Below are 20,899 nucleotides of genomic sequence, written 5' to 3' on the forward strand. Positions count from 1 at the left end.
CCATTCCTGAAGTGACCGCTAGGCCCTGGCCCGCCCAACTCCCCTCCCCCTCAACATCCCAAACAACACCGGAATATCCCGCGAAAACATCAGATAAAGACAAGGCACCAGCAACAGTGAAATGGTGGTTGCGGCCAGAATGCCATAACCAAGGGAGATGGCCATCGGGATCATAAACTTCGCCTGTACCGAAGTTTCAAAAATCATCGGCATCAGACCGCAGAAGGTGGTGACCGTGGTGAGGATGATCGGGCGGAAGCGGCGGACGGCTGCCGCTTTGATGGCATCGGTGATGGGCATACCGTCGGCGCGCAGGCGGTTGCCGTATTCGATCATCACCAGGGTATCGTTGATCACCACCCCTGCCAGCGCCACCATGCCCAACAGGCTGACCATACTGAGCCCGTAGCCCATGACCAGATGCCCGAGAATGGCACCGATCACGCCGAAAGGAATGGCCACCATGACCGTCAGTGGCTGGATATAGCTTTTCAGGGGAATCGCCAGCAGAAAGTACAGCACCGCCAGGGTCAGGCTGAAGGTCAGGCCCAGAGAAGAGAGCCCCTCTCGCTCGTCGGCCTGACGGCCCTCGTAGGAAAGCGACAGTCCCGGGTACTGCGCACGCAGCTGTGGCATTACCGACTGGTCCAGCTCGTTGATCACCAGTGCGGCCTGGTCGGCGGGTTCGACATTGGCGGTAACGGTCATGACCCGCCGGCCTTCGCGACGGTTGATGCTGGCGTAGGCACGCCCCTGGTCGATTTCCACCAGGTCTGGCAGTGGCAACCATAGCCCGTTGCCGGCACGGATCATGATGTTGTTCACATCGTCGAGGGTAACGCGCTCCTCCTCGGGCAGGCGCACCATTACCTTGATCTGGTCGCGCCCGCGCTGCTGGCGGAAGGCTTCCGCGCCGTAGAGGGAGGCGCGCAACTGGCGGCCGATATCTTCCGCAGACAAGCCGAGACTTGTTGCGGTATCTGTCAGGGTCAGGTCCAGCTGTCGCTTGCCCTGGGAGACACCGGCATCGATATCACCCACCGCCGGGAATCCCTGCAGGGCTTCAGACAACTGGACCGCCGCCTGCTCAAGCAGGTCGGTATCCGTATGGCGTAATTCAACGGTCAGGGCCGGGCCCGCGCCGGGGCCGCCGCGGTCGCTGGCAAAACTTGAGCTGAGTGCGCCGGGTACCGGACCAACTTGGCGGCGCCAGCGCCGCACGAATTCACCGGTCGATACCTCGCGCTGGTCCCCGGGAGTGAGATAGACATCCACCTGCACGGAGTCGTTCCTGATCAGGCCCCGCATGCCGATAAAGAAGCCCTCGCGACCGGCTTCTTCAAGAATCTTGTCGGCCGCGCCCATGATCTGTTTGCGCGCACGTTCCAGTTGGGCTTCCGCCGTGCCCGGGGGGAATGTCACCTGGACCCGACCGGAATCACGCTCGACCTTGGGCATCAGGGTAAAGCCCATGCGCCCGCTGGCCGCATACCCACTCATCACGATGAGGACGGCAACGGAAATGGCAATGGTGGTGTAGCGGTGGCGCACACACAGATCCAGCAGCGGCTTGAAGCGGTGTTCCACAAATCGGTCGAGAGTGCGCGCAAGCATTTTCTGGCGCGCGGCCAGGCGACGCGCCGGACGGCTTTTATAGCCCCGCTTGGAGTGCGCCAGGTGCGCGGGCAGAATAAACAGGGCTTCCACCCAGGAGATGATAAATACAGCTCCCACCACAAGCGGAATCACACCGAAGATCTTGCCCATAAACCCGGGCAGCTCCCTGAGTGGCAGGAAGGCGACAATGTTGGTGAGGATCGCAAAAGTCAGCGGTACTGCCACCTGCTTGGCACCGGCCACCGCGGCATCGAAGTTGCTGTAGCCCCGCTGCCGCCACTCGTGGATATTTTCCCCGGCGATGATCGCATCGTCCACCACGATGCCAAGGGCGATGATGAACGCAAACATGCTCACCATATTGATGGAGACATCCATCGCCGGCAGAAACAGCAACGCACCGAGAAAGCTGATGGGGATACCGAGGGTCACCCAGAACGCGAGACGCAGTTCGAGAAAGGCACCGAGCACCACAAACACCAGCAGCAGGCCGATGAACCCATTCTTCAGCAGCAGCGACAGGCGCTCGGTGAAGATCTCCGAATCGTCATCACGCACGCTGATATGAATACCCGGCGGTAATGCCGGGCGCAGCTCTGCCAGTACCTGATGGGTAGCTTCGCTCACGCTCATGGGCGTCTGGTCGCCGATGCGGAACACATCGATCCCCGCCGCCGCTTCCCCGTTGAACACCATATTACGCGGCTCGTCCACCAGGGCATCGCGGATACGGGCAATATCCTTCAACCGCACAGTGCCGCCGTTTTCAGTACGGGCGATGGCGATTTCGCCAAACTGCCGCGCCCAGTCCTTGCGCTCGGTGACCCGCACCAGGATTTCCCCGGCTTCGGATTTCACCCCGCCGGCGGGCACATCCACCGCGTCGTTGCGCACCAGCTGCGCGATATCCGGTAGCGAAAGGTTATAGCGCCGCAGGTCGTCGCGATGGATTTCAATGGCGACCTCGTAATCTTTTATCCCATAGGCTTCCAGCTGGGTGATGTCCGGATGTGCTTCCAGTTTGTCGTATACCTGCATGACGAACTCGCGCAGGGTGCGCTCGTCCACATTCCCGTGCACCACCAGATCCAGCACATCCCGCTTGCGCTCGGCCAGACTGACCTGTGGCCGCTCAATGTCTGACGGGAAGGTACTAACGCGATCGATCGCTGCCTGCACATCCTGGAAAACCTTGTTCCCGTTTGCGTCTTCATCCAGCTCCAGGGTAAGGCTCGCACTGCCCTCCCCGGCACTGCCGCGCAACTCCTTGATCCCTTCAAGGCCGGTGATCGCCTGCTCGGCCGGCACCAGCACACCCCGCTCCACTTCTTCCGGGCTGGCGCCCGGATAGGAAATGTTCACGGTCACCATATCGAGGCTGAATTCAGGAAACACTTCCTTCTTGATGGTGAGCGAAAAAATCAGCCCGCCAACCAGAAAGACCAGCATCAGTAAGTTGGCGGTGACATGGTTGTGGGTCATCCACGCGATGGCGCCGCGGCTGGTATCGACTGGGGGCCGTTTTTGGGCCGGAGAGGGATATTGCTCGCTCATCCTCGCTCACCATCGGTGCCCTGCTCGCGGGATTTTTTTGAAGGTTCCGGCAACTCCGGAGGTGCGCCCTCGGAGGCTGGCGTAGGGGCCCCGCCCTTCGATGGCTTGCGCTTTAACTCCGGGTACAGTGCGCGCTTGCTGCCGGGTTCACTGGCTGCCGAGCCTGCAGTGCGTACCGGCATGTCCTCGGTCACGCTGGTCAACCGCGTGATCACCAGGGTTTCACCGCCGCGCAGGCCGCTTTCCAGCACCGCGAACTCGTCGTCAAAATGGGAAACCTGCACCGGCTGAATGTGGATCTTACCCTCGCGAACCACCCACACTTCGTTGCCATCCTGCAGTGCGGTCAGGGGTATCCGGACCTGCTGACCATCGGCCCGGCCAGTGATCTCCACCCGCGCAAGGTCATTCAGCAATAACTGCGGCCGGGACGGGTCCTCGATACCGAGGGGATCGTCCAGCTCTACCAATACACGCGCCAGCCTGCCCTGCTCCTCCAGCACCGGGATCACCCTGACAAAACGCCCGTCACGGAATTTCTCCCGCGGCCACTGGCTGCCGCGGATCCGCACCCGGGCTTGTGGCGTATTGAGTTGCGGAAGCTGGCTCGCCGGCACTTCCACTTCGATCTGAAAGCGGTCGGCGCCCGCCAGGGTGTACAGCACTGTGCCCGGCGCTACCCGGTCGCCGACATCCACGGAGCGGGCCACCAGCAGCGCATTGAACGGGGCAGAGAGCGAGGTCAGCCGGAGGTCCCGTTCCGCCAGTTTTAGCTGCGCCTGTGCCGCGTCCACCCGGGCGCGCGCCGCAGCCAATTGCGGCTCGCGCATGACCAGCGACCGGTCGGCATCGGGCAGTGAGGCGCCCAGCAGCTCGAATTCTTCCTTCGCCACCAGGCGCTGCCCCTGCTCCTGCTGCAACTCTGCGCGGCGTTCAGCCAGGGTACTGCGGGCGGTCTGCAGGGCCAGCTGGTAGGGTTCCTGCTCGATGCGCATCAATTCTTCCCCCTGCGACAGGGTCGATCCCGGTCCCAGATCGTAATTCAGCCACTCCACACGTCCATCGACCTGTGGCTGCAGTTCTACCAGCTCCCGCGCTCGCACTTTTCCCAGCGCCCTGACCGTGAGGGGAAACTGCCCGTATTCCGCGGTGGCCACTTCGACGGTGAGTGGCGGCGCGGTGCGCGCGCCGCGCTGCATGGTGGGTTTTTCACGCAGCAGCCACTGGGAAACCAGTACCGCGAACACGATCAGGAGAACCGGTAAAGCAATACCCCAGTTTATTTTTCCCAACAGCGGATGTCTGGACATCATTGATTCTCCACACGGTAAACTTCCAGCTCCTGCGCCGCCGGTTTCGGCAGGTCCTGTTCCGGCAGGCCACCAGACAGGGCGCGATAGAGTGTTACGCGGTTTTCCAGTAATTCGCGGCGCGCAGTAAGCAGCTGCCGCTGCAGTGATTGTTGGTTGTCGGTCGCAGACAGTACATTCAGAAAGTCCACCGAACCCTGCCCATAGGCCCGCCGCTGACGCAGGGTAATCTGGTCGGCCAATGTGGTACGGGTTTCGAGGAAGTGCAGTCGTTCGCGAATGGCGCGCTCGTTGATCAGCGCCTGCTCCACTTCTGCAAGCGCCTGCATTACGGTGTGACGGAACGCGGACCAGCGCTCCTGCTCCACGGCTTGCTGCTGGCGCTGCGCTGCGGCCAGATTGCCGCCGTCGAATATGACACCCTCCAGGGCAGTGCTGAAATTCAGAAGCCAGTCATCGGCAATATCGGAGAGCGAGCGGCCGCCACCGCTAAAGAACAGGCCGAGAGTGAGCGCCGGTAGTCGCTCAGCCCAGGCCTGATCGGCAAGATAGTGCCCCTGCAGGAGTTGGCGCTGAGCCACGCGCACGTCCGGCCGACGCAGCAAGAGTTGCGAGGGAACACCGGTATCCGGCAGCGCGGGAAGCACCGGTAACCCGGTCTCTGCCCGGGCAAACGACGGCAGCTGGTCCGGGCTGAGCCCGAGCAGCGCAGCGAGCTGCACCTGCAGTATCTGGATATCCGCGCGGCTCTGCTCCAGTTCCTGTTGCGACTGCTCGACCAGCTGGCGCTGCTGGAGCACGTCTGCCGCCCCACTCACGCCGCCACCAAAACGCAGCTCCAATACCCGCAGGGTCTTGCGGTTGGTATCCAGCTGCTGCGCGAGCAATTGTTGCTGCCCTCGGGCTTCCTGCAGCTGCAGCCAGATATTGGTCACTTCGGCAGAAAGCGTCAGTGCCGCCACCTGGAAGTTGTCCCGCTGTGCCAGGCGTCCGGCTTCGGCCGCGCGGGCGCCACTGCGCACGCGCCCCCACAGGTCCACTTCGTATCCCGCCGCGAGGCTGCCACTCCAGCTGTTGCCTTCGTTTTCGGCACCGGAAAAATCGAAATCGTTACTGGATGCGCGCCGCTGCTCGGTATTTTCCAGCCCTCCGGTCAACCGCGGCCAGAAACCGCTGCGCGCCTGGTCGGCGGCGGCATCGGCCTGCTGCAGCCGCCAGTAGGTGGCCTGCAGGTCGGGGTTGGCGGAAAGCGCCAGAGCCACCAGCTGATCGAGCTCCCGATCACCAAAGCTCTGCCACCAGCGCTGTTCCGGTAACTGGGTACCGCTTGTGCTGAATTGATCTGGCAGGCCAAGCGACTGCTCCGGCAATTGCGGCGGCAGTGGCTCTGTCGTGGAGCACGCGGCCAGCGTCACAACCAATGCACCGCAGTAGAGGCGCGACGGGCGTCGGCAAGAAGCTGTTTTAGTCAGAAGCCCCATAAAACGATATCGGCATAAAGGCATTTATTTTGATTATCGAAATTCCTATTAGAGGAGCCAAGGTGATTTACGTTTGTTTACCGATCGGTCACGAGCCTCTTCGGCTGCCAGCCTGGCACAATCCCCGATGCTATGGTCACCCAGGCATAATGTGATCACAAATAGTGAACTCTGGATAAAGGTTCGCTATGATGACCGCTAGAACCCTTAGTATGGACCGAACCATGAGCAAAAATCAGCCACTGGCGCACTGGGACGATATTCTCCTGCTGGACCGCCAACTAAGTGACGAAGAGCGCATGATCCGCGACACCGCGCGCGAGTATTGCCAATCCAAGTTGATGCCGCGCGTGCTGGAAGCCAACCGCCACGAAATCTTCGACCGCGAGATCATGCGTGAAATGGGTGAACTGGGCCTGCTTGGCTCCACCATCGAAGGCTACGACTGCGCCGGCCTGAATTATGTGTCCTACGGCCTGGTCGCTCGCGAAGTGGAGCGCGTTGACTCCGGTTATCGCTCTGCGATGAGCGTTCAGTCCAGCCTGGTAATGCACCCGATTTACGCCTACGGCAGCGAAGAACAGAAGCAGAAATACCTGCCCAAGCTCGCCAGTGGCGAATGGGTCGGCTGCTTCGGCCTCACCGAGCCAGACGCCGGCTCCGACCCCGGCGGCATGAAAACCCGCGCGAAAAAAGTCGACGGCGGCTACCGCATCAGCGGCTCCAAAATGTGGATCACCAATAGCCCCATCGCCGACGTATTCGTGGTTTGGGGCAAGGACGACGAGGGTGATATCCGCGGCTTCGTGCTTGAGAAAGGCATGGAGGGCCTCAGCGCCCCCAAAATCGAAGGCAAATTCTCCCTGCGCGCCTCCATCACTGGTGAGATCGTGATGGACAACGTATTTGTGCCCGAGGAAAACCGCTTCCCGGACATCAAAGGCCTCAGCGGGCCCTTCGGCTGTCTGAACCGCGCCCGTTACGGTATTTCCTGGGGCGCCATGGGTGCCGCGGAGTTCTGCTGGCACGCCGCGCGCCAGTACGGCCTCGACCGCAAGCAGTTCAACAAGCCCCTGGCACAGACCCAGCTGTTCCAGAAAAAGCTCGCCGACATGCAGACCGAAATCACCCTCGGCCTGCAGGCCTCGCTGCGCGTGGGCCGCCTGATGGACGAACAGAAAAGCCACTTCGACCCCACCATGATCTCCCTGGTCAAGCGCAACAACTGCGGCAAAGCCCTGGATATCGCGCGCGTCGCGCGGGACATGCACGGTGGCAACGGCATTGCCGACGAGTTCCACGTCATCCGCCATGTGATGAACCTGGAAGCGGTCAATACCTACGAAGGCACCCACGATGTACACGCCCTGATTCTGGGGCGCGCACAGACCGGCTTGCAGGCGTTTTCCTAAGCGCCCACAGCATTCGGCTGTACCGGAGCCCTGCGGGGCTCCATAATTCCCCGCTATCCGCGACAATGTGGCAAACGGGAATCCATGGAACAACTACTGCACTGGTGCGACCTGATCGGCATTGTGGTCTTCGCCTTTACCGGCGTTTTGGCCGCCGGCCACAAGCAGATGGACCTGTTCGGCGCAGTGGTACTCGCCTGTGTTACCGCCACCGGTGGCGGCACCCTCCGCGACATGATCCTCAATGTCCCCGTCTTCTGGCTTTCCGACAGTTACTACCTGTGGATTGCCGTTGTCACCGGGGTAATCAGCTTTTACCTTATTCGCTATCTGCAGGTCCCCATGCGCCTGCTGATGATTGCCGATGCGGCCGGCCTCGCGGTATTCGTCGTCATCGGCACCCAGAAGGTCCTGAGCCTGGGGCACACCCCCGCCATCGCTATCGTCATGGGCGTGATGACCGGCACCTTCGGCGGCCTGATACGCGACATCCTGTGCGGCGATATCCCCCTGCTTCTGCGCCGCGAAATTTATGCCACCGCAGCCTTGAGTGGCGCCGCCACTCTGGTGATACTGGACGACATTCAGGCGCTGCCCGGCGAAGCCGTGGTAGCCATTGCGGTACTGGTGACCCTCGGGTTTCGACTTGCAGCATTGCGCTGGAATCTCTCGGCGCCCATCGCGCGCATTCGTCCCGAGCAATAGCACCAGCGTCCACGACTCCACTGCAGACAAACCAACTATGCCCCCACGTATTATGAAATCCCCCTCAGGCGCCGGCCGGCTGCTCCTTGCCGCACTGCTCGCCGCGGTTGCGAGCGGATGCGCCAGAGAAGATTCCAGCGAGGCTCTGACGCCCAACCGCCTGATTTCCAAACCCTGCTGGTTTGACACCGAGGCCGGCTGGCCTACCACCCAGTGCTACATGATGGAAGTACCGGAAAATCACGCAAAGCCGTCAGGTCGCAAAATCCAGTTCCCAGTGGTGCGCTTTTTTGCCGAGATCGGCGACCCGGACAAAGAACCCCTGCTCCACCTGGGTGCGGGCGGCCCCGGAGCCAGCATGGGCCTGGAGCCCGAAAATGCCAGCGACTGGCTGTGGGTCAACTACGCCGGTATGACGATCGAAGATGGCCGCGACCTGATCGTCATCGACCCGCGCGGCACTGGCATGGCGCAGCCGAAACTCGCCTGCGACGAATTCATCAAAGATGCCGACCTCGCCTTTACCCGCAACCTGAGTACCGACGAAGAATCCCGGGTATTCACTTACAGTATGGAGCGCTGCTATAGCCGGCTGAGTGAGACTGCTGACCTCGCGCAATACAACAGTGCCACCGTGGCCCAGGACATCGATGCGCTGCGCGAGGCACTGGGAGTCCCCCAGTTCAACCTGTATGGCGTTTCCTACGCAAGCCGCTATGCGCTGACCATCGCCAGAGACTTTCCCGATTCCGTGCGCGCCATGGTGCTGAACAGCGCCGTGTTCCCAAACATCATCTACACCCAGCAGCTCCCGGAAGACGTCATCGCCGCCTACCAGCGCGGGCTGGATTACTGTGGCCAGGACACGGCCTGCAACAAGCAGTACCCCGATCTCAAGCGGCGGCTGGAATCCCTCGTGCAGGCGCTCGACGAATCCCCACTCACCGTTGAAACCGCCAATGTGCACCCGGGGGAACAGTATCCCTTTGTACTTACTGGCCAGCGCCTGCTGCGCGTGCTATTTCAGGCGCTGTACAACGAGCAGTTTTACAAGGAGCTGCCGGCAATCATCGAAGAACTGGAATCCGAGCAGGCGGACCTCCTGAAGCCGTCCATCGCCAGTTTTATGGGACTCGTTCTGGACCCCAACTTTGGCGATGCGGCGGGCATCAGCCACTTCTGCTACGAAGAAGCGCCGTTTGTCGACTTCGATGTGGCACGGCAGTCCGCTGCCAATAGCGGTATCCTGGGAGGGTCGGTACGCTCAGATATCGACATGATGCAGGTTCAATGCCGTATCTGGGCCATTCCGTCTGCGCCGCTGCTGGAGTCCCGGGCGATAAAACCCAGGGTTCCGACACTTGTCATGCACGGCGCGCTGGACCCGGTACTCTCCGCCAAAGACGCAGACAAGGCCCGCAAGAAGCTGCCAAACCACCAGTGGCTGCTGTTCCCGCAGCTGGCCCATGATGTAATCTCGGCGAGCGACTGCGCAGAGCAGGCGGCGGCAAGTTTTCTCGACCAGCCCGAGCAGCCAGTAGCGGAAATAGCGGCCAGCTGCCGCAAAGAAGAACTCGCCCAACAGGCGGAGCTGGAAAAAAAGCTTGCGGAACTGGAAGCCGAGCGAGAAAAACAGGAGCAGGACGGCGCGACAAGGGGTGCATCGGAGGACGACGATCAGCGCAACCGCAAGATACCAGCCGGCAACCGCTACTCGGAAGCCCACTGACACTGGACAAAATGCTCCCCGCAGCTTAATTTGAGAGCAATAACGACTATAAAACGCAGTGTCTATGAACTATCAGGGCGTGATTGAAGTTACCGAGCTGGCTGGACTTCTGGATCAACAGGATCAAGGAAGTGGCCAACTCGTTATTCTGGACTGTCGCTACAACCTGGCTGATACCGGGGCTGGAGAACAGGCCTATCTCAACGAACATATTCCCGGCGCGCGCTACGCCAGCCTGCACCGTGACCTCTCGGCCCCGTGTGATCGCTACGGCGGCCGTCACCCCTTCCCCGCTGCCAAGCAGTTTTCCGAATTTGCCCGCTCCATGGGTATTTCTGCGGATACGCAAGTCGTGGTCTACGATGACCAGCGTTTCGCTTTTGCTGCGCGCGCCTGGTGGTTGTTTCGGCACTATGGCCACGCGCGCGTTGCCATCCTGAATGGCGGATTCAATGCGTGGAAAGACGCGGGGTTGCCGCTCTCAAATGACGAGGAAGATGCAAAGGCCCCGGGTGATTTCAGTGCGTCCACTGAGGCAGGCGCGCTATTGCGTTACGAGGATATTTATCCGCATCTGGACAATCCGCCCTGGCAGTTGGTAGATGCACGGGAAACCAAACGTTTTCTGGGGAATGAAGAACCCATCGACCCGATTGCGGGCCATATTCCGGGGGCCATCAACAAGCCCTGGCAGGATGTCACTGATGACAAAGGCTTTATCAAGCCGTTGGCGGCCCTGCGCGAAAACTGGCAGAGCATCCCGGCAGACGACGAGATCGTATGTTATTGCGGCTCCGGGGTTACCGCGTGTGTAAACCTGTTCTCTTTGCACCTGATTGGGCGCGAAGCACGGCTTTACCCGGGCAGCTGGAGTGACTGGTGCGCGCACATTCTCTATCCACGCACCGAGTCGGCCTGATCCACGCTTGCTTGTCCACTGACCTGGTTAATCGGGCCGGCAATCAACGCAGCAGGCAGGCGCCGGTTCCGGCAAGGCCGCAATAACCGCCCGGATTCTTCGCCAGATACTGCTGGTGATCTTCTTCGGCGTAGAAAAATGTCGGGGCGGGCTGGATTTCCGTGGTAATTGCACCGTACCCCTTGTCCGCCAGCGCCTGCTGAAAACTGCGCTCTGATGCCTGGGCCTGCGCCAACTGCGCATCCCCATAGGTATAGATACAGGAGCGATACTGGGTGCCGAGATCGTTTCCCTGGCGCATACCCTGCGTCGGATCGTGCTCCTCCCAGAAACGCCCCAGCAGCTCTTCGTAGCTCACCTTCTCTGGATCAAATACCACCAGCACGACCTCCGCGTGGCCAGTTCCGCCACTGCAGACCTCCTGATAGTTGGGATTGGGGGTGTGACCACCGGCATAGCCCACTGCGGTGACATACACACCCTCAATTTCCCAGAACAGCCGTTCCGCGCCCCAAAAGCAGCCCATCCCGAACACCGCCTGCTGCATGCCTTCAGGAAAAGGCGCCACCATGGAATGGCCGGAGACAAAGTGTTTGCCGCTGATGGGCATCGCTTCAGTGCGGCCCGGGAGCGCCTCGTCGGCAGAGGGAATCTGGGTCTTGTCGAAATGCATGGGATCTACCTCTTTGCGTGGGGAACCACAAAACCAACGGGTTATTCACCCGCAAGCATAATACAGCCGGTGGCCTTCATCGGGCGCTGAGTCTGCCACTCGAAATACTGTGCGTCGAGCTTTTCCTCGGCGCGCTCCGCGAGCCGTCGAAACGGCGGCCGGCCTGGATCCACCAGCATTACCCGCCCCACTCCGGCACGCATGGCGCGACGGGTCAGGTTGTAGAGCAGCCCCTCCAGCTTGTCCCAGAAGCAGATGTCGGTACCGATCACAGCGTCAAACTCGGTCAACGCGGCCTCGGTTACTTTTTCGTAGCGGCATTGCCAGGTCGTGATATTCACGTCGTTCAGCTTCGCGTGGTATTCGGCGAAGGGAAACACGCTCGGGTCAGCGTCCAGGGAAGTGACTTTCGCACCGAATTTTTTTGCACAGAAAATCCCACCCAGTCCCCAGCCACAGCCCAGATCGAGGACCCGCGCGCCTTTCTTCAAAGGATGCCTCTGCAGGTAGTCCATGGTCAGGCAGGAACTCTTCCAGAATTTATTGCCATGCAGGCTGGCATCACCGGCTTCGCGCCGTAGCCGACGCATATCCGGGTGCGCATTTTTCCGCACGGTCAGTCCAAACATCTGGCGGCTGAGAGAATGACTTTGAGCCAAGGTACTCCCCTTTCATTTTCGAACGGTGTGTGACATGGGACATGCAATATGGCATCCCGAGCACGAATATCAACTCAAGCGCGGGCCTATATCTAGCCATTGCCCTGCGGCAATTTCTACAAAAATAAAGCAGGCACTGCCATTTCTGCGAAGTGTACCCACTAGGGCGAACCTCTGCAGCCATCTGGTCTACTTTTGCAATTGAGCCGTTATTGGGCTCCGTGTCACTCGCCCGGTTACGCGATTCGAATTAGCAGATCCTGCAGGCAAGAGAGCTCAGCATGAAAATAAATATCCGTAAAACGTTATTGGCAGCCTCCATTGCGGCTGCAGCATCCAATGCGAATGCGGTACCCATCTACCAGTCCAATCAAGTCACCCTCTATATGGAGGGCTACTTCACCGCACATATGGTCAATACCTTTGGCGATACCCAGATGCAGGATGGCGCCTCGCGCGTGCGTATTGGCCTCAACGTACCCGCCTATGACCTGTGGGATACCGGCTTCAACCTCGAGTGGGGTGTGAGGGCGATCAATTCCGCGCAGAACCTGGTGATTCAGGGTGACCAGCAAGCGGCACCTGGAGACCGACGAAACTCGCTTTACCTCCGCCAGGGGCACTTGTTTGCCAAGCATCCCAAGTGGGGCGAGTTTTCCGCGGGCAAGCAATGGGGGGTGTACTACGAGGTCACCTATATCACTGACTGGTACAACGTCTCCGGCGGTCTTGCCAGCGGTACCTATGGCCTGAATACGGATGGTGGTGTTACCGGCACGGGCCGTGCGGACAGCGCCCTGGCGTGGCGCAAAACATGGAAACTGGATGCCGGTGAATTCAAGATCGGCCTGCAGTACGCGGCCCATGTGGCCGACCTGGAGATCGGGGTCGACGACATCGTCGGCCCCGACACCCTGCTCGTATGCCCGCCCGGGGATTGCGAGTACGGCATCAGCCACGGTATCGCCGCTGTCTACCGGGCCGATATCGGTGACGGTCTTTTTTTTGGAGCCGCCTACAACCGCGTCAAGCTGGATATTGCCAGCCAGGATGGACTGATTTTTGACACATCCGGCCTTGAACCCGTCCTGGTCCAGGATGACTTCGCGTTTAATGCCAGCAGTAATGACTGGACCACAGCCATCGGCATGTATTACGGCAAAGAGGCCTACGCAAAGGGTTTCTATGGGGCCGTGGTGTTGCAGCGCTCCCAGAACAACCAGCTGGCACCAATCGGCTCTGTACAGGGAGTCACCAACTTTTTCGATGCCAGGGGATCGGAGTCTTTTCTGAGTTATACCTGGGGTAGCGACAATTGTTACACCTTTTATGGTGGGCATAACTATCTGGAATCCGACGACCCGGAATTCGATGCGGCACTTATCCAGGGCGATAAATACCGACTGGAGCAGTACTTTTTAGGCTTCCAGTACCGTTGGAACGAGCGCGTGCGCATCTATTTTGAAAACGGTTTTGACGGTAGCAATGTTGTGGCCGCGCCGGAGTACGACAGCTTTAACGCCATCGGCATTCGCATCGACATCTGATACGCTTGCGGCCTGAGTTCTTTATTCCACCGGGGAGCAATATACCTTGGGTCGCATGATTTTGCTGATTGCCGTGGGCATCTTTGCCTGGCTGGCGATTCAACAGTTCAAATACAGCCCGCCAGAGCGGCGACGCAAGCTCCTCGTGCAGTATGTACTGATCGCACTGGCGGTGGCGGCCGTGCTGCTGGCCGTTACCGGGCGCCTGCACTGGGTAGGTGCGGCAGTTGCAGTGGTCCTGCCCATGCTCAATCGGCTGTGGCGCACGTTTGGGCGACACCTGCCGTGGATTGCGCCACTGATCGCCAAGCGCGCCCAGGCAAAGGCCGAAAAAGACAAAGCTCGGCACTCGGATCGTGAGCATCAGGAAAAAGAAGAAAAGTCGCAGCGGGCGAACGAGCCACAGTTGACCGTTGCGGAAGCGCGCAAAATATTGAGCGTTTCTGCCAACGCCTCAAAGGATGAAATCATTGGCGCACACCGCAGGCTGATCCAGAAGTTCCACCCGGATCGCGGCGGCAACGACTATCTGGCCTCCCGCATCAATGCCGCCAAGGCCCTGCTGCTCAAACAGCTCGATCAGTAATTCCCATCAGGCCCGCCGGCACAACAGGTGTACGTAGCGGGCCAGCTGTCGATACGGGTCCACCCGGGAATACGCCAGCTCCTTCTCCACGATCGCCGCCGGTGGCAGTTTGTCACGCATTTCCGGCGTCATGAAATCGTGGAAACAGCGGATGCCGCTGTGCGCCACCAGCGACAACCCCGCCTGCTCTACCCACCCCATCACCTCTTCCGGCAACAGAGGGTTTTGCGGAGTGAGGCTGCCGGGGTGCCCGCCCCAGTATCCGCTGTCGCGGTTGCGGTCCAGCTGGCGCAGGCTGCCTCGCTGTAACAGGCGGAACTCCAGCGCGCGGCGGTTGTAAAAAGTGAGGGAGAGGTAAGCACCGGGTGCCAGGCATTCAGCCAGGTGCACCAGGGCCTGCTGGGGCTGCTCCAGCCATTCCAGCACCGCATGGCACAGCAGAAGATCGGCAGCGGGCACCCTCGGATCGGATGTCAGCGACTGCAAAGGTACCTGAAGCGTCTGAACAGAGTGCTCCAGGTTGCGGGCTTGTAGCTGCTCGCGGGCCAGCGCCAGCATCTCGGAGGAAATATCCGTAATCCAGACCTTGTGTCCGTCAGCGGCCAGATCCAGCGCAAACTGTCCCTGGCCACCACCGGCATCGACAACCTTGAGCGGTGCCCCCTCTTTTCGCGCCCCGGCCCCAGCCGCTGCAAGGATTGGTGCGAGATCCCGATTGAGCACCGCCAGGCGAATGTCGCCTTTCAGTCCACCATAGATCCGCTTCCTGAAACGCTGGGCGAGATCGTCGAAATTGCGATCAGCCATAGACGGAATACCGGAGAAACACCAACTGAGCCACCTATTTGTCCCGGACCTGGTCCAGTGAACGACCTTCCGCAGCGAGAATGACCTGCAACGTGCGCGAACGGAATTCCCGCATATACAGCACCCAGATGACAGCCAGATAGCCGAACACAAACAGCACCGGGTGCACAAACCAGCCCATGACCGCCATGGAGAAGTAAAAGGAGCGCAAGCCATAGTTGTAACTGTGCCCCGCCTGATCGATTACCTTGGCGGCACTGATCGCATAGCGGCGTCGCTCCTCACGGGAGACCTCCTCCTCGTCGATCGCAGGCGCGGCGCCGAGCAGCACATTGGCAAACGAGTACTGGCGCAAAGACCAGGTGAAGTTAAAGAAGGCAAAGATGTAGATCACGATGAGCACCATGACCTTGAGCTCAAATTGCTCGACAGTGGTGGTCTGCGCAAACGGCAAGCTACTCAGAACCTCCACCGCAGCACTGTTGGCGGACAGCGCCGTCACCAGACCCGCGAGGATCAGGATGCTGGTGGAGGCGAAGAAACCGATCACCCGCTCGAGATTGCTGAGGATGGCGGCATCCGGCATGCGCATATCCCGCTCCAGCATACGCAGCATCCATTCAACCCGATACCACTGCATGGAAGACGCCAGGCACCAGGCGGTTTTCGCCTTCTTGCGGGCGAACACCGTATAGCCGGCCCATGTCAGGAAGAACCCGGCCAGGCTCGCATAATCCATCCAGTTCAACGCGCGTCCCCCTATCGACTACATTTATGGCGTCAAAGAATAATGGCCAGAGTTTCGCACCGGTGACGCAGGTGTCAACACAATCCTGTCAACCCTGTCATTTCCACCGCCCGGAGCGCTAAAATGGCCGCCGATTTTGCCAGGGGCGCAACTAAGCCTGCCCCGGCAACTGCAACCTACCCATTGGAGCTGTCTTTTGAGCAACGTACACCCCGCATTCGAACCGATTACCAGTGCCGAGATCGAATCCCTCGGCGTTCGCGTGGAAGAGTACCGCCACCGCCGCACCGGCGCCCAGCACCTGCACATTGCTGCCGACAACCCCGAAAATGTATTTCTGGTGGCGCTCCGCACCGTGCCGGAAGACTCCACCGGAGTCGCACATATCCTTGAGCACACGGCGCTCTGCGGCAGTGACAAATACCCGGTGCGCGACCCCTTCTTTATGATGATACGGCGTTCACTGAATACCTTTATGAACGCCTTCACCAGCTCCGACTGGACGGCCTACCCCTTCGCCAGCCAGAACCGCAAGGATTTTGACAACCTGCTGGACGTCTACCTCGATGCAGTTTTCTTTGCGCGTCTGGACCCGCTGGATTTCGCCCAGGAAGGTCATCGCCTGGAGTTTGCTGAAACCGAGAACCCGGACAGCGAGCTGGTCTTCAAAGGTGTGGTGTTCAATGAAATGAAGGGCGCCATGAGCTCCGTCACCTCACAATTGTGGCAGAAACTCAGTAAATATCTGTTCCCGACCACCACCTACCATTTCAACTCGGGCGGCGAGCCCGCGGACATTCCCGACCTGACCTACGAGCAGTTGGTGAACTTCTACCGCAGCCACTATCACCCGAGCAATGCGATCTTCATGACCTTCGGGGATATCGAAGCCGCCGAGCACCAGGCGGTATTTGAAGAGAAAGCCCTGCATAAATTTGACCAACTGCACAAAACCATCGAAGTCGGCCGCGAGAAGCTCTACGTGGCACCGGTGCGGGTGGAAGAACAGTACCCCCTCCCCGGCGAAGAAAACCTGGAAGAGAAAACCCATGTCGTACTGGGCTGGCTACTCGGTGACGTCACTGACCTCGAACAGGCGCTCACTGCCCACCTGCTGGCGGGCGTTTTGCTGGATAACAGTGCATCACCGCTGATGCACCTGCTCGAAACAACCGACCTCGGCCACTCGCCTTCGCCGCTCTGCGGCCTGGATGACTCCCAGCGTGAGCTGGTGTTTGTGTGCGGCATTGAAGGCAGCGAACGCGAGCGCGCAGACGAGCTGGAGAAGCAGGTACTGAAAGTACTCGAAGATGTGGCAGAAAACGGCGTACCACACGACCAGGTCGCCGCCGCGTTGCACCAGCTGGAGTTGCAGCAGCGCGAGATCGGGGGTGACGGCTACCCCTACGGCCTGCAGTTGATCCTGACCGCGCTGACCGGCGCCACCCACCGGGGCGATGCTATTGGCCTGCTCAACATCGACGCCGCGCTGGAAAAGCTGCGCAAAGAGATCGAAGACCCCCAATTCATCGCCAATGCTGCGCGCAAGTTGCTGTTGGAAAACCAGCACCGGGTACGCCTGGTGCTGTCGCCGGACGCGGAAATGGCAAGTCGTGCCGACCAGGCAGAAAAAGCCCGTCTGGCGCACATCAAGGAAGCGCTCTCTGACAGCGAAAAACAGCAGATTATCCAGACGGCACAGGCACTGGCCGAGCGCCAGCAGCGTATCGACGACGAGTCCATCCTGCCCAAGGTTGGCGTAGAGGACATACCGCCGGAACTACCCAAAGTGGAAGGGGAAGAAGTGGCGGTGGGCGGCGCCAAAGTGACTCGGTATGGTGCCGGCACCAATGGTCTCGTCTATCAGCAGCTGGTTACTACCCTGCCCGACTTTACCGACGAAGAGCGGATCCTCGCGCCCTATTACTGCCAGGCACTGAGCGAGCTGGGCCTGGGTGATAAAAATTACCTGGAAGTCCAGCAATGGCAGGCGGCCGTCGCCGGCTCCCTGCACGGCTTTACCAGCCATCGCACAAAGCTTGACGACCTGAACAGTCAGTCCGGGCACTTTATCTTGTCCGGCAAGGCACTGGCCGCGAATCAGGCAGCACTGACGGAATTGATGCAGGCCACTATGGAGCAGGTACGCTTTGACGAGCTGCCACGTATCAAGGAGCTGTTGCTGCAGACCCTGGCGCGCCGCGAACAGTCCGTTGTCGGCAGTGGTCACGCGCTGGCGATGGCCGCAGCAAGTGCCGGCTTCAACCGCGCTGCGGCCGAAGGACACGAGTCTGGTGGCCTGCTTGGACTGCGTCAGTTGAAGGCCCTGGTAAAAACCCTCGACAGCAACGAAGGACTGGAAACTCTGGCGAGCAAGTTCAACGCCATCCACCAGAAAATCCTCGGCGCCAACCGGCAGTTCCTGATTGTTGGCGAGGAAGAGCGCCTATCCGATTTCACTGCAGCACTGGCCCCACTGGCAAACAATGCACCGCCATTCACCACCGCAGAAGAGCCGCCGTTCAGCCCACGCAAGATCCAGGAAGTGTGGGTGGCCAACAGCCAGGTAAATTTCTGCGCGAAGGCCTACCCCACTGTGCCCATGTCACACCCGGATGCTCCCGCTCTGGCGGTACTGGGCGGGTTCCTGCGCAACGGCTACCTGCACCGCACCATCCGCGAACAGGGTGGTGCCTACGGTGGCGGCGCCAGCCACGATGTGAACATTGGGGCCTTCCGTTTCTACTCCTACCGCGACCCACGCATGGCGGAAACGCTCAACGACTTCGATGCATCCGTCGAATGGCTGCTGAACGAATCCCACGATGCCAACCAGGTAGAAGAAGCGATTCTCGGGGTTGTCGGTGGCATGGATAAGCCGGGATCGCCCGCCGGCGAAGCGAAAAAGGCATTCCACTCAAACCTGTACGGCCGCACACATGCAGTACGGCAGGAGTTCCGCCGCCAGGTCACCGAAGTCACGCTCGATGATCTGCAACGGGTAGGCATGACCTATCTCAAGCCGGAAAAAGCCAGCACTGCGATAGTGACCGGTAGTCAGGGACGAGACGCCGGGCTGGCGCTGGACCTGCACGAAGAAAAGTTGTGAATGCGAGACGGTGAGTAAAACGCGGTGAACAAGAAAGACGATATTTTTTCCAAGCCCCTGGGCGAAGTGGCCGGTTTCAGCTTTGACCAGTCGGTAGTGGAAGTCTTTCCGGATATGATCCAGCGCTCGGTGCCGGGCTATACCACCATCGTGGCCATGATCGGCACCCTGGCCGAGCGCTACGCGCAGGCTGGCAGCCGCTGCTACGATCTGGGCAGCTCCCTGTGTGCTGCGACACTGGCCATGCGCCACCGGATCCCGGCGGCGGATTGCGAGATCATCGCCGTGGATAATTCCCAGGCGATGGTGGAGCGTGCCCGCACGGTGCTGGCTGCCGACAGTGGCCAGGTCCCGGTACAGCTGGTATGTGATGACCTGCAAAACGTCGCCGTGGAAAATGCGTCGGTGGTGGTGTTGAATTTCACTCTGCAATTTATTCCCACCGAAGAGCGCGAATCGATCCTGCAGCGAATTTACGATGGCCTGCGTCCGGGCGGCGTTCTGATTCTGTCGGAAAAAGTGGCGTTCTCGGACCACGATCATCAGGAACTGATGATTGACCTGCACCACTCGTTCAAGGCGGCCAATGGCTACAGCGCGCTGGAAATTGCCCAGAAGCGCAGCGCGCTGGAAAATGTGCTGCTTCCGGAAACCCTGTTCGATCATCGCACGCGCCTGAAAGACGTCGGTTTCAATAGTGTCGATGTCTGGTTTCAGTGCTTCAACTTTGCCTCACTGATCGCCATCAAACAGCGAGATGCGTGAACGGGAACCACTGCGATGATCGACTACACCCCGCTCTATGCGGGCCTGCAACATATTCCCGAACTGCGCACCTGGCTCGCCACCCTGCCGCATCAGATTGCCGAGGGTTTGAGCCCGGCACGCTGGGGCGACCTGCCCGATTGGCAGGCAGTGCTCGAGGCACTTCCGGACATCACGCCGTCGTCGAGCGAGATCGCCAGCGAAGTGCGTATCGGCAGTGCCGGTGACATCACCGCCGAGCAGACCGCACAACTGGAAAGCCAGCTGCACAGGCTCCACCCCTGGCGCAAAGGCCCGTGGACGGTGTTCGATACGTTCATTGATACGGAGTGGCGCTCGGACTGGAAGTGGGATCGCGTCGCGCCGCACCTGCACGATCTCAACAACCGGCTGGTCCTGGATGTGGGTTGCGGAAGCGGCTATCACTGCTGGCGCCAGTTTGGTGCGGGAGCGCGCCGTGTTATCGGCATCGACCCGTCGGCAAAATTCGTTGCCCAGTTCTATGCCCTGAAAAAGTATCTCGGACTGGATAAGCCGGTTGATGTGTTGCCACTGGGCATCGAGGCCCTGCCGGACAACCTGCGCGCCTTCGATACAACTCTATCCATGGGTGTGCTTTACCACCGCCGTTCGCCGCTGGATCACCTGCGTGAACTCAGGGAGACCCTGCGCCCGGGCGGCCAGCTCCTGCTGGAAACCCTGGTCATCGATGGTGGGGCGGGCGAGTGCCTGGTACCCGAGGGCCGCTATGCAAAAATGCGCAACGTCTGGTTCTTCCCAAGCACCGCCACGCTGGAAAGCTGGCTGCGCAAGGTTGGCTTTACCGACGTGAAAACGGTCGACCTGGATCGCACCACCGTCGAAGAACAGCGCAAGACGGACTGGATGCGCTTCGAGTCGCTGGTGGACTTCCTCGACCCGGAGGATCACAGTAAAACCATCGAGGGACACCCCGCGCCCTTGCGTGCCACGCTCACCGCCACCGCCCCGTAACGCCGGGGTTCCCGCCAGTATCTCCGCGACCAACTTGCCGGTCTGGTTCGCAATATTCCCTGCGCCAGCCAGCGTCAAATTAGTAGTTTGTTGCACCGCGCAGGGGGATCACCAAATAAAATCTCGATTTCCCACCCCCGTATTGCGCTGAAAATAGCCTTCGGCGAACGTGTACACCGCCGCAGCCCTGCGAGGCTATCCGCAGGCGCAGACGGCAGCATAACTACACTTATATCGACGGCTTGCGGGCGCATGTGCACCGCCGGCTCTTTTGGCGAGAGAATC

Annotated in this window: 16 protein-coding genes; 9 read left to right on the top strand and 7 right to left on the bottom strand. The window is 60.1% G+C overall.

The genetic code is table 11. The features are described 5' to 3' along the window. Nucleotides 1-18 precede the first annotated feature (18 nt). Genes GTQ55_RS09725 through GTQ55_RS09735 form a run of 3 tightly spaced genes read right to left on the bottom strand, consistent with a single transcriptional unit; the run spans nt 19 to nt 5,896 of the window. Nucleotides 19-3,171, bottom strand: coding sequence for an efflux RND transporter permease subunit (locus GTQ55_RS09725; RefSeq protein ID WP_161858559.1), 3,153 nt, complete (start codon nt 3,169-3,171; stop codon nt 19-21). After that, on the bottom strand, nt 3,168-4,484 hold the full coding sequence (locus GTQ55_RS09730; protein WP_237567635.1) for an efflux RND transporter periplasmic adaptor subunit: 1,317 nt from the start codon (nt 4,482-4,484) through the stop codon (nt 3,168-3,170). The genes GTQ55_RS09725 and GTQ55_RS09730 overlap by 4 nt, the downstream gene beginning before the upstream one ends. Next, nucleotides 4,481-5,896 (bottom strand): efflux transporter outer membrane subunit, encoded by a 1,416-nt coding sequence (locus GTQ55_RS09735; RefSeq protein WP_237567636.1) that lies wholly within the window; start codon nt 5,894-5,896, stop codon nt 4,481-4,483. Before GTQ55_RS09735 ends, GTQ55_RS09730 begins: the two co-directional genes overlap by 4 nt. A gap of 290 nt (nt 5,897-6,186) precedes the next feature. On the opposite strand from GTQ55_RS09735, the gene GTQ55_RS09740 reads away from it, so the two are divergent. From GTQ55_RS09740 to GTQ55_RS09755, 4 genes are all read left to right on the top strand, one after another. Then, complete coding sequence (locus tag GTQ55_RS09740; RefSeq protein ID WP_161858561.1) at nt 6,187-7,374, top strand: acyl-CoA dehydrogenase; 1,188 nt, start codon at nt 6,187-6,189, stop codon at nt 7,372-7,374. Between the two features lie 84 nt (nt 7,375-7,458). After that, nucleotides 7,459-8,079, top strand: a complete 621-nt coding sequence (locus tag GTQ55_RS09745) for a trimeric intracellular cation channel family protein (protein ID WP_161858562.1) — start codon at nt 7,459-7,461, stop codon at nt 8,077-8,079. A 37-nt stretch (nt 8,080-8,116) separates the two neighbouring features. Then, nucleotides 8,117-9,808, top strand: coding sequence for an alpha/beta fold hydrolase (locus GTQ55_RS09750; RefSeq protein WP_237567637.1), 1,692 nt, complete (start codon nt 8,117-8,119; stop codon nt 9,806-9,808). 64 nt (nt 9,809-9,872) lie between these two features. After that, nucleotides 9,873-10,727: a sulfurtransferase gene (locus GTQ55_RS09755; RefSeq protein ID WP_161858563.1), complete on the top strand. Its 855-nt coding sequence runs from the start codon at nt 9,873-9,875 to the stop codon at nt 10,725-10,727. A 43-nt stretch (nt 10,728-10,770) separates the two neighbouring features. On the opposite strand, the gene msrA is transcribed toward GTQ55_RS09755, so the two are convergent. Beyond that, a complete protein-coding gene (msrA, locus tag GTQ55_RS09760; RefSeq protein WP_161858564.1) occupies nt 10,771-11,400 on the bottom strand; it encodes a peptide-methionine (S)-S-oxide reductase MsrA in 630 nt (209 codons plus the stop codon). 41 nt (nt 11,401-11,441) lie between these two features. After that, the gene (locus GTQ55_RS09765; protein ID WP_161858565.1) at nt 11,442-12,059 is read right to left on the bottom strand and encodes a class I SAM-dependent methyltransferase; all 618 of its coding nucleotides are present in this window, start codon (nt 12,057-12,059) and stop codon (nt 11,442-11,444) included. Nucleotides 12,060-12,340: 281 nt separating this feature from the next. Here GTQ55_RS09765 and GTQ55_RS09770 point away from each other — a divergent pair, with 281 nt between their 5' ends. Beyond that, a complete protein-coding gene (locus GTQ55_RS09770) occupies nt 12,341-13,606 on the top strand; it encodes a porin (protein WP_161858566.1) in 1,266 nt (421 codons plus the stop codon). 55 nt (nt 13,607-13,661) lie between these two features. Further along, nucleotides 13,662-14,192, top strand: coding sequence for a J domain-containing protein (locus tag GTQ55_RS09775; RefSeq protein WP_237567922.1), 531 nt, complete (start codon nt 13,662-13,664; stop codon nt 14,190-14,192). Nucleotides 14,193-14,198: 6 nt separating this feature from the next. Here the strand turns inward: GTQ55_RS09775 and GTQ55_RS09780 are convergent, their stop codons facing one another. After that, nucleotides 14,199-14,999 carry a methyltransferase gene (locus GTQ55_RS09780; protein WP_161858568.1) on the bottom strand — a complete coding sequence of 267 codons (801 nt, stop codon included), beginning with the start codon at nt 14,997-14,999 and terminating at the stop codon, nt 14,199-14,201. A gap of 34 nt (nt 15,000-15,033) precedes the next feature. Continuing rightward, complete coding sequence (locus GTQ55_RS09785) at nt 15,034-15,738, bottom strand: DUF599 domain-containing protein (protein WP_161860106.1); 705 nt, start codon at nt 15,736-15,738, stop codon at nt 15,034-15,036. A gap of 205 nt (nt 15,739-15,943) precedes the next feature. Between GTQ55_RS09785 and GTQ55_RS09790 the strand changes: the two genes are divergently transcribed. Genes GTQ55_RS09790 through cmoB form a run of 3 tightly spaced genes read left to right on the top strand, consistent with a single transcriptional unit; the run spans nt 15,944 to nt 20,614 of the window. Continuing rightward, nucleotides 15,944-18,856 carry an insulinase family protein gene (locus GTQ55_RS09790; protein WP_161858569.1) on the top strand — a complete coding sequence of 971 codons (2,913 nt, stop codon included), beginning with the start codon at nt 15,944-15,946 and terminating at the stop codon, nt 18,854-18,856. A gap of 24 nt (nt 18,857-18,880) precedes the next feature. Beyond that, complete coding sequence (gene cmoA / locus GTQ55_RS09795; RefSeq protein WP_161858570.1) at nt 18,881-19,621, top strand: carboxy-S-adenosyl-L-methionine synthase CmoA; 741 nt, start codon at nt 18,881-18,883, stop codon at nt 19,619-19,621. A gap of 15 nt (nt 19,622-19,636) precedes the next feature. After that, nucleotides 19,637-20,614: a tRNA 5-methoxyuridine(34)/uridine 5-oxyacetic acid(34) synthase CmoB gene (gene cmoB, locus GTQ55_RS09800; protein ID WP_161858571.1), complete on the top strand. Its 978-nt coding sequence runs from the start codon at nt 19,637-19,639 to the stop codon at nt 20,612-20,614. The last annotated feature ends 285 nt before the right edge of the window (nt 20,615-20,899 follow it).

It is taken from the genome of Microbulbifer hydrolyticus, assembly GCF_009931115.1.
GTDB classification, from domain to species: Bacteria; Pseudomonadota; Gammaproteobacteria; order Pseudomonadales; family Cellvibrionaceae; genus Microbulbifer; species Microbulbifer hydrolyticus.

Excerpts from the sequence above, each read along its gene's own strand:
- GTQ55_RS09725 (WP_161858559.1), bottom strand. The coding sequence starts at position 3,171 with ATGAGCGAGCAATATCCCTCTCCGGCCCAAAAACGGCCCCCAGTCGAT.
- GTQ55_RS09730 (WP_237567635.1), bottom strand. The coding sequence starts at position 4,484 with ATGATGTCCAGACATCCGCTGTTGGGAAAAATAAACTGGGGTATTGCT.
- GTQ55_RS09740 (WP_161858561.1), top strand. The coding sequence starts at position 6,187 with ATGAGCAAAAATCAGCCACTGGCGCACTGGGACGATATTCTCCTGCTG.
- GTQ55_RS09745 (WP_161858562.1), top strand. The coding sequence starts at position 7,459 with ATGGAACAACTACTGCACTGGTGCGACCTGATCGGCATTGTGGTCTTC.
- GTQ55_RS09750 (WP_237567637.1), top strand. The coding sequence starts at position 8,117 with ATGCCCCCACGTATTATGAAATCCCCCTCAGGCGCCGGCCGGCTGCTC.
- GTQ55_RS09755 (WP_161858563.1), top strand. The coding sequence starts at position 9,873 with ATGAACTATCAGGGCGTGATTGAAGTTACCGAGCTGGCTGGACTTCTG.
- msrA (WP_161858564.1), bottom strand. The coding sequence starts at position 11,400 with ATGCATTTCGACAAGACCCAGATTCCCTCTGCCGACGAGGCGCTCCCG.
- GTQ55_RS09770 (WP_161858566.1), top strand. The coding sequence starts at position 12,341 with ATGAAAATAAATATCCGTAAAACGTTATTGGCAGCCTCCATTGCGGCT.
- GTQ55_RS09775 (WP_237567922.1), top strand. The coding sequence starts at position 13,662 with ATGATTTTGCTGATTGCCGTGGGCATCTTTGCCTGGCTGGCGATTCAA.
- GTQ55_RS09780 (WP_161858568.1), bottom strand. The coding sequence starts at position 14,999 with ATGGCTGATCGCAATTTCGACGATCTCGCCCAGCGTTTCAGGAAGCGG.
- GTQ55_RS09785 (WP_161860106.1), bottom strand. The coding sequence starts at position 15,738 with ATGGATTATGCGAGCCTGGCCGGGTTCTTCCTGACATGGGCCGGCTAT.
- cmoB (WP_161858571.1), top strand. The coding sequence starts at position 19,637 with ATGATCGACTACACCCCGCTCTATGCGGGCCTGCAACATATTCCCGAA.